The 568-nt window shown below is 41.4% G+C and carries 1 pseudogene; it reads left to right on the top strand.

The features are described from left to right. Positions 1-32: 32 nt before the first annotated feature. Positions 33-568: pseudogene (locus tag AC1DYB_RS30400) on the top strand (OmpA family protein); the annotation flags it as partial.

Here is a 568-nt window from a genome sequence, read left to right as displayed (position 1 = left end):
ACTTTTATACATCTGCCGGTTTAGGTTTAGATATGTATAAAATTAAGAGCAATACATCTGCTGGAGGCACTGTAAATACTTTGCCATTCGGTGATAAAAACGTGAAAGAATTATTTGCTCCTGTAGGYGCAGGTGTTAAATTCAGATTATCTGACGCGTTAGCTTTAAACTTAGGTTACACTGTTAGCTTTGTACAGGGTTATAACTTCTCTGGTGCTCACACTTATCCTACTTTTAGCCACTACTCTTATACTTACGGTGGTTTAGAGTACACTTTTGGTCCTAAATCAAAACAAAACTTAGAGTGGGTAAACCCGGTTGCTCAAATGTATGATGAATTGTACGATGCAGCTTTACGCCAGGAAGTTGAAGCTTTAAAAGGCCGTGTTACCAACGTAGAAACTGCGGTTAACGACCTGAAAAAAGATTCAGACGGTGACGGTGTTGCTGATCAGTTTGACAAATGCCCAGGTACTGCTGCTGGTAGCGTTGTTGATGGTTCTGGTTGCGTTATCGTATTCCCAGCTTCTCCTGTAGGTTCTATCGGCATCGATACACCGGATACGAG

Source organism: Mucilaginibacter sp. P2_A4 (genome assembly GCF_056405015.1).
The sequence above is the reverse complement of the archived record's forward strand: the minus strand, read 5'-3'. Positions and strand labels throughout refer to the sequence as shown.